This is a genomic window from Oleiphilus sp. HI0043 (genome assembly GCF_001634935.1).
Map to the genome: position 1 here is coordinate 1 of NZ_LWEY01000459.1, position 668 is coordinate 668.

The following is a 668-nucleotide window of genomic DNA, read 5'->3' on the forward strand; positions in this document are numbered from 1 at the left end:
CCATCTAAAAGAGGTTGATTGAGTTGATGAGTAATACAGCCGAGAATATGTTGATAAAGATCATAAGCGGGGCTGTTATCCAGAATACCGGATTCACTGGAGAGCCAGAATAAGTCTTCACTATCGCTGTTCAGCTTGTTCGTGGTCTGCTCTAGCTGGAGGCCGCGAGCTCGTAAGCGTTTGAATTCGTTGCAGGGGAGCGAAAGTAAAATTCGGTCATCGAAGCGTAAACGTGCAAGAGAGAAGGCTGCCAGATACATTGCTTCTGAAAAACTGTACTTTTTGGCTTCGGTGTCGCAATACTCGGGGTTGATGTTAAGTCGAGATATTTCGCACAAAGATAAATGGCATCCAGAGGAAAATACCTGATCGATAAACCCTAGTGAGCAGGAGTTTGCCCTTTGGCAGGGCAAGGTGGGTTGCGCTGATAAGCTTTCAACTGAGTGGCTGATACGTATGCAGGCAATATATTGTCTGCTGCTATTCTCTTGAAGGAGCAGGTGTGTCGAGTTGTGGTCATATTGGTCAATGACCTGCTCAACATGAGTGAGTCCGTCAAAGTCTTCTTTGCTCTGTTTAAAACGTATTTGATAAGCTATACGTTTTTGTTCTTCACTGTAAGCACAGACAAAGTTGAACTGTGCGATGAAGTTATCTACCAGCTGAAG

Annotated in this window: 1 protein-coding gene; it reads right to left on the minus strand. The window is 44.6% G+C overall.

Annotated elements, in window-relative coordinates; all coding sequences use genetic code 11:
* Positions 1 to 668, minus strand: a 668-nt coding sequence (locus A3729_RS05865) for a GNAT family N-acyltransferase (protein WP_156497716.1), incomplete at both ends; no start/stop codon positions are given.